Origin of the sequence: Desulfosporosinus metallidurans, assembly GCF_001936615.1 — a bacterium.
In the GTDB taxonomy this organism is placed as follows: domain Bacteria; phylum Bacillota; class Desulfitobacteriia; order Desulfitobacteriales; family Desulfitobacteriaceae; genus Desulfosporosinus; species Desulfosporosinus metallidurans.
The window spans coordinates 39,964-46,882 of sequence record NZ_MLBF01000037.1 but is presented as its reverse complement, the minus strand read 5'-3'; the positions used below and the strand labels follow the sequence as shown (position 1 = coordinate 46,882).

General features: G+C 49.3%; 8 protein-coding genes. All 8 read left to right on the top strand.

Annotated features, from left to right (window positions below; all coding sequences use genetic code 11):
- The coding region (locus tag DSOL_RS18205; RefSeq protein ID WP_427854430.1) for a hypothetical protein at positions 1-318 on the top strand (318 nt) is incomplete at its 5' end.
- Complete coding sequence (locus tag DSOL_RS18200; protein ID WP_075366230.1) at positions 315-710, top strand: DUF4320 family protein; 396 nt, start codon at positions 315-317, stop codon at positions 708-710. The genes DSOL_RS18205 and DSOL_RS18200, both read left to right, overlap by 4 nt.
- On the top strand, positions 710-1,255 hold the full coding sequence (locus DSOL_RS18195; RefSeq protein ID WP_083642724.1) for a hypothetical protein: 546 nt from the start codon (positions 710-712) through the stop codon (positions 1,253-1,255). Before DSOL_RS18200 ends, DSOL_RS18195 begins: the two co-directional genes overlap by 1 nt.
- A 141-nt stretch (positions 1,256-1,396) precedes the next feature.
- On the top strand, positions 1,397-1,963 hold the full coding sequence (locus tag DSOL_RS18190) for a DUF6550 family protein (protein WP_075366229.1): 567 nt from the start codon (positions 1,397-1,399) through the stop codon (positions 1,961-1,963).
- A 74-nt stretch (positions 1,964-2,037) separates the two neighbouring features.
- Entirely contained in the window at positions 2,038-3,765 is a 1,728-nt protein-coding gene (locus DSOL_RS18185; RefSeq protein WP_075366228.1) for a DUF8193 domain-containing protein, read from the top strand.
- Between the two features lie 25 nt (positions 3,766-3,790).
- On the top strand, positions 3,791-4,243 hold the full coding sequence (locus DSOL_RS18180; RefSeq protein ID WP_075366227.1) for a DUF3846 domain-containing protein: 453 nt from the start codon (positions 3,791-3,793) through the stop codon (positions 4,241-4,243).
- 141 nt (positions 4,244-4,384) lie between these two features.
- The gene (locus DSOL_RS18175; RefSeq protein WP_075366226.1) at positions 4,385-5,074 is read left to right on the top strand and encodes a TraC-like domain-containing protein; all 690 of its coding nucleotides are present in this window, start codon (positions 4,385-4,387) and stop codon (positions 5,072-5,074) included.
- On the top strand, positions 5,071-6,912 hold the full coding sequence (locus tag DSOL_RS18170) for a VirB4 family type IV secretion system protein (protein WP_083642722.1): 1,842 nt from the start codon (positions 5,071-5,073) through the stop codon (positions 6,910-6,912). Before DSOL_RS18175 ends, DSOL_RS18170 begins: the two co-directional genes overlap by 4 nt.
- The last annotated feature ends 7 nt before the right edge of the window (positions 6,913-6,919 follow it).

Genomic DNA, 6,919 nt, shown 5'->3' with positions numbered 1-6,919 from the left:
AAAGCCTATCTCAATAAAATAAACGACATGGACAAAGCCGAAATTATAGGACAGGTAAGGGAATTTGCCAATATGCGGCTGGTCTACCACCTGCTCACGAAAAGCGTTGAGCCTTTGGAGGAACAGATGGAATACCTTATGAAATTTCAAGAACCTTTGTTTGTCATTGCTCATTCATGGGATTATGAAAATTCTTTCAGTATGCAGGAAGAATTGGAGCATCATCTGTGGGAAATGGAAGATCGGAGAAACGAGGAAGCAGATTATGACTTGCTTCCCGATGATGAGCAGGAAGGAGACCCGGAGGTGGAGCCATGATAAAAGTGCTGAAATCCAAAAGCGGAAAAGGATATATTGATGCGGTCGTGGTGGTCCTCGCGATGATGATGGTGCTTGCCCTGGTGGTCAGGGTTGCGCCGGTGTTTGTTGCTAAACAGCAGCTTGACACCTTCGCGACGGAGCTTTGCCGCACGACTGAAATCGCCGGGCGCGTGGGGAGCGAAACCACGGCAAGAGCCAACCGTCTTAAAGCTGAAACCGGCCTGGACCCGGCCATCAGTTGGTCGAAAACCGGCAACATCCAGTTGAACGAAGAATTTACCGTAACCCTCTCCACCACGGTCGATATCGGCCTGTTCGGTGATTTTTCTTCCTTCCCCATTACCCTGACCGCGAAGGCGACAGGCGTATCGGAGGTGTATCATAAATAATGATAAAAACAAAGAAAATCCTCCGGCATACCTCCGGTAATTCCGCCCCTTTGACGCTGGCGATTGTCCTTGTTGTGATTATCCTGTCCTGTACGGTCTTTGAATATATGCGGCTGATGGTCATAGCAAGCGGTGTGCGGGACGCAGTTCAGTCCGCAATGATTGACGTTGCCACCGAGAATTGGGACGACGCCTACAACGGGCTGCGCGAGGGCTACAGCGGAGGCTATACCTTAAGCGGGACGGATTGGGTGGTCAAGCTGGACATCGGGGATGTATACTCCCGCCTGGAAAGCACCTTGGGCGTAAAAACGGAAAGCGGAAAATTTGTAAAATACACAGGCCCCGATGTGGAATACACCCTGTCCGACCTTACCGTCAGTATGCAGAACGCGCCCCTTGCCCCGACCAACACCGGCGACATTTCGCAGCTATCCGCGACGGGGACAGTGGATGTGGAAGTGCCCCTATCCTTTGGGTGGAGACATCTTCCACCCTTGAAAATCACCATGAAGCTGAAAGGAGGATTTACACCAAAATTCTAAAAACATTGTGCATTTTATCCCGGAGGGATAAAAAATTATAGGACTAATGGCCGCTAGACGCGGCCCAAGCTGTAATGGTATAATATGTATGAAAATACACTTCGTTTTTTATAGATAAACCCTATGAAGGAGGTTGAGTTTATGAGCAAATTAAATGTCAAGACTCAAAAGAGGCTGCTGGTTTCAGGACTTGCCGCCCTGTGTGTCGTTCTGGCCGTTGCCGTTTTCTCCTTTGGCGGAGGTAGCGGTGAAAAGAATAAATCAAATATCGCAAATAACATAAGCAATAACGTAACAGTGGATGATATAAAAACCGACGACAAGGCCGGGGTATCCGTCTCCAATATTACGGCCCTCACCAACGGGACGGAAAGCCAGACATCAAGCAATGTAGTCCTTGATATAAGCAAGCAGCAGGACGTTGAAGTGCCAATTGCCGAAACCCCACAAAAACCGGCTGAACCGGAAAAACCTGTGGTCAAGGATGCAGGTGCCCTGAAAAATCCCGATACGCCGCCTGTATATGATAAAGAGCAGACCACTGTGGAGAAAAAAAGCAGTGAACCCAAAAGTGGGGACAAAAAGGACGGCCAGGTATATATCCCCGGCTTTGGATGGGTGAAGGATGAAGGCGGCGGCAGCAAGGGTGTAATAGTAGGCAACGAAGGTGACAAGCTAACAGGAAACAAAGTTGGTCAGATGGATTGAATATAGCCGTAACAAATCGTTGGAGTATGGTATGAAAAGCCATACTCCTTTTTATTTTGACTGGAGGTGCTCATTTGAAAAGAATTATGTCCTTCATGCTTTGCCTTGTGCTGCTTTTCTGCTTTTCGCCGATGGTCGCTCTTGCCGATACGGGCGGTAGTGGAAATATTGATGGAGGTGGCGGCGGTCTTGGAGGAGGAAGTGATGAAAACTATTGGAACGGCGGTAATGACGGGGTTCGTGTAACGGTTGTCAATGCGAATACGGGTTCGCCTGCAACAGTATCTATTGACATCACTAATAAAACGCCAACAGTACAGTATCATTTTGGAAAGATCAGTAAAATCCAATACCAAAATGGGACATCATTGTCGCTTGAAACAAACACATACACGTATGCAAATCCATCTATAGAAATGCCGAAAATTGTTAGCGCGGATGGTAGCGTTAATATTGATGCAATTAAAGCATATTTTTGTGATGAAATTATTGTCCGCTATATTTCTCAACTTACAGGGATTGAATACCAATCCCTCATTAGCGGAGAATACAAACTCTTCTTAGAGCCTATTGCCTATTTTACTTTTCAAGGGCAGAAAGTAGCCATGACCGCAACGGAAGCCGCCATGTACGACAATTTGCTAAGCGGTGGTCTGGGCTCCAAGATGGGTTCTCTGACCCATAAAAACCTGCCTTTATCGATGTTCCTGGAAACCCCGGACCTGGGTTTTACCGCCTATTCTGGGGCGACGGGCCAAAACCAGTCTAACGATACCATTATCAATTGTCTCGGACTGGGTATCGTAAGGTTTGCCGGACAACCCCCAACCCCGGCTCCTGAGACAAGCTATGATTACGAATACACGGTTGATACGGACGTGATTACTCCAGTCACGCTCTATGCTTCCGGGGAAATCAATCCCAACAGTCCCGCAAAAGTGACTTTCAGGATCAAGGGCAGTACGTACACCGTCAGCAATATCGTCATACCCGCAGGCCAAAGCCAGCTTGTGTGGTGCAAATGGCACACACCCTCCAGCCCGGAGGGAATCACCATTACGGTAAGCAGTACAAAAGGCACATTAAGCCAAACGTCAATTCTTGCAAAGATTATCCGTCTGGACGAAAATGAACCGCCGAATCCTACGGCAACGGATAGAAACGACGGTTTTACGACAGTCGGTATTCCGTCAAGGGCAGTGAAAGCTTCGGCCTCCTGGGGCGTTTGGTGGGCGCAATGGCATCCCTATTGGGTATGGATATCCCATTGGGTGTGGGTCGGCGGTGAGTATGGAAGCTGGTATGATTTCGGCCGGTGGGAGGACCACGGCTGGTATGATTTTCTCAGAGACAACTATTCCGCATCCCTTTCTGGCAGCATGAGCCTTTTGCCGGATGATAAAGTGCCCACCGCCAGCGGCAGCACCATGAAATCGGGCTATGGGGTAAAAACCATCGTTAATGCACAGTTTACAACCAACGCACCGTCCTCTCATGTGACGGGTGGGCAGACGGCGACCGCCTATTTTCCCGAATTCCATTACAAGGATTACTGGCGCTTGCTGGACCGGACGGCCAACGGATACTCCGCGCAGTTTCAGTTTAAGACAAACAGGTATTCCACCTACAATCGCAGGGTGCATTTTCTTCCAATTTGGTATCCCAACGGGCAGTACACGGTGGATACCTACATTCAGGACGCCTGGACCCCTGCCGGTATGCTGTCAATCAGCATAAGGGATGATGTAAGTATTTCCGGCTCACTCTATGACGATTGGCACCTTGCGCCCCTTAACCCATAAGTACGGAAGGAGGTTTTTTATTTTTATGGAAAACGAAACGGATCTGAAAAAATTTCGTGTTTTGGTTGTAGAGCCTGAAAAGCCGCCTTATGTTGCTGAAATTGAAAACGATCTCCGGTCCTTGCAGGAGATTGTGGGCGGAAATATACAGTATGTCGGACTTGACAGAGACACCTTCTTCTACTGCAATGAGGAAGGCAAGCTGTTGGGGCTTCCAGGAAATCGCAAGCTGGATAACGGTGATATTGTGGCGGGGACTTTTATCATCTGCCGTGATGATGGAACAGGTGAAGAAGCTTCTCTTACGGATGAGCAAATCGAAAAATACATGCGACGATTTAGGGAGCCGGAATTATATACAGTCCAAGAGGTCGAGGACGCGAGCTATGTCAGCGTTAAATCTTACAATAGCAGTGACGACTTCTTGAAGGCTCTTTTTAATGACGAAGATGAGGACGAAGACGAAATGGAGCTATAATGCAGGGCTTTCGGGGCTGTACCTAAACGGGTGCAGCTCTTTCTTTATCTGGAGGTGGTTACGCCTGGGGCATAGAAGCCTATTCAAATCGGTAGATTGCGAAGGCATTTAGGAAATCGAAGAAAGCGAGGTGGAAATGGCTTGATTTTTCCAATCATTATGATTTTGGTGTGCGCTGCCTTGGGAGGCGGCGCTTTTCTTTTCATCAGGCTGTCGGACAAAAGGAAAAAACAGGCTGCGGTAGCGGACGGCCAGCAAAAGACAGCCAATGAGTTTGTCAATGTCAAGGACATCAAAGGCAAATATCTCTACACAAGAGACCAGCTTGTCCTCTGTTATCTGAAAATAAACCCCATCACCATCGACCTGTTCAGCAAGGGCGAAAAACATCAGTTGGTCAAGCAGCTCACAGCGAGCATGTCCGGCATACAGCACCCCTTTAAATTTCTTGCCGTATCCCGTCCGGTGGACATTACGCCCCTGATCTCCGAGCTGTCGGCGGCGCTTGCCACCTCCGACACCAAGCAAAAAGAACTTCTCAAACAGGAAATTCTGGAGATGACAACCTTTGCCCTGTCCGGCGAGGTGGTGGAGCGCCAATTTTACATCGTTCTCTGGGAAAAAGCCGACGAGGGCGCCGAAAAGGAACTGTTGGTGAAGGCAAAGGATTTTGCGGGAAACCTCGACGACTGTGGGATTGGCTGCGAAATCCTGGAACAGCAGAATATTGTGCGGCTCTGCAACCTCATCAACAACCCCGCCTATATGCACCTGGAGGACACGGACTTTACCCCTTCCATTCCCATTTTAGGCGGAGGTGTTGCATTTTGATAGGAATCTCAAGAAAAAAGACCGAGTTTGTACCGGTTAATGAGGCCCTGTTAAACGTCATTTCTCCGATGGGGCTTGAAATCAAGAGAAACAGCCTGGTGATCGGTGAAAACATGGGAAAGATTTACGGCGTTGTCCGCTATCCGCAAAAGGTGGATACGGGTTGGCTGAGTAAAATCACCAACATACCGGGCACCCTTGTTTCCATCGGCATCCAGCCGGTGGACAACAGCGCTTTGATTTCAGCCATATCCAAGAGCATTATTCAAAACCGGGCCACCGCCAACGGCGCCAAGGACCCTCTTACCAGGCAGAGAAGCGAAAAAGCCGCGGAGGACGGAGAGCGGATCATGCTTCAGATCGACCAAAACGGCGAAACCGTGGTGTTGATGAGCCTTGTCATCATGCCGGTGGCCCATGACGAAAAAAGCTTTGTCAAGGGGTGCCGAAGGGTGGAGAGTGTCGTCAGCGTGATGAAATGCAAGGTCAGAACCCTTGCCAACCTGCAAAAAGAGGGCTTGCAGACCATTTCCCCAACCTATCCCGTAAGTCCGGTGGTGGAGAGCATTGTGCAGAGGATTATCCCCATGAGCACCTTTGTGGGCGGCTTCCCCTTTGCAAGCTCCGGTTTCAATGACGGCACCGGGTACTATTTTGCAAAGGACAACAACGGCGGATTGATAATAGTAGACACCTGGAAGCGCGGCAATGACCGCACCAATTCCAATATGGTCTTTATGGGCGTGGCCGGCGTGGGCAAATCCACCGCCGTCAAGCATATCGCTTTAGCGGAATATATGAAAGGCACCAAGCTGATTTTCATCGACCCCGAATCGGAGTACCGGGACCTGTGCCTGAATTTGAACGGCGACTGGATTAACGCGGGGGGTGGCGCCAACGGCAAAATCAATCCCCTGCAAATCCGGCCTGCACCCAGGGACAGCGAGGACGAGCCGGATGAAAAGGGCGGCAAACTGTACCGGGACGAGGGCAACGGCATGTCGGACATGGCGCTCCATGTTAAGAATCTGGAAATCTTCTTCAATCTCTACCTGCCCAGCCTCACGGACATGCAGAAGGCCATCCTGAAGCAGAGCGTCATCGAGCTTTACAACCAGTTCGGCATCTATTGGGACACGGATATTACCACCCTGTCCAACACACAGTTTCCCACCTTCAGTGATCTGCACAAGCTGATTTCCGAAAAAGCGGAGAAGGATAGCAACAATCCCGTCTATCGTGACCTGGCCTTGTTGCTCTATGATGTAGCCAACGGCAGCGACAGCTTTTTGTGGAACGGCCACACTGTCGTGGAAACCCATTCCCGCTGCATTTGTTTGGACACCCATTCCCTGCAAAACACCAGCGAAAACATCAAAAGAACGCAATACTTCAACCTGTTGACCTGGTGCTGGGAGCAGATGTCCAAAGACAGAACCGAGCGGGTATTGCTCATTTGCGATGAAGCCTACCTGATGATCGACCCCCAGGTGCCGCAGAGCCTTGTGTTTTTGCGCAATGTGGAAAAACGGGCGAGAAAATATGAAGCAGGACTAATCATCATCTCCCACAGCGTCGTGGATTTTCTTTCCCCTGAAATCAAGATGTATGGGCAGGCCCTACTTGACATCCCCTGTATCAAAATCATTATGGGGACGGACGGAAAGAATTTGCAGGAAACAAAGGAACTTTACAATCTTACCGAAGCGGAGGAAGAATTGCTGGAAAGCAAGAAACGAGGCCACGCCTTATTTGTGATCGGTTCCAAGCGTCTGCACGTCAATTTTGAGATACCTGAATACAAGTTTGACTATATGGGTAAGGCTGGAGGAAGATAAAAAAAGA

Bases quoted from the DNA above. Each gene is read 5' to 3' on its own strand.
- DSOL_RS18200 (WP_075366230.1), top strand. From the start codon at position 315: ATGATAAAAGTGCTGAAATCCAAAAGCGGAAAAGGATATATTGATGCG.
- DSOL_RS18195 (WP_083642724.1), top strand. From the start codon at position 710: ATGATAAAAACAAAGAAAATCCTCCGGCATACCTCCGGTAATTCCGCC.
- DSOL_RS18190 (WP_075366229.1), top strand. From the start codon at position 1,397: ATGAGCAAATTAAATGTCAAGACTCAAAAGAGGCTGCTGGTTTCAGGA.
- DSOL_RS18180 (WP_075366227.1), top strand. From the start codon at position 3,791: ATGGAAAACGAAACGGATCTGAAAAAATTTCGTGTTTTGGTTGTAGAG.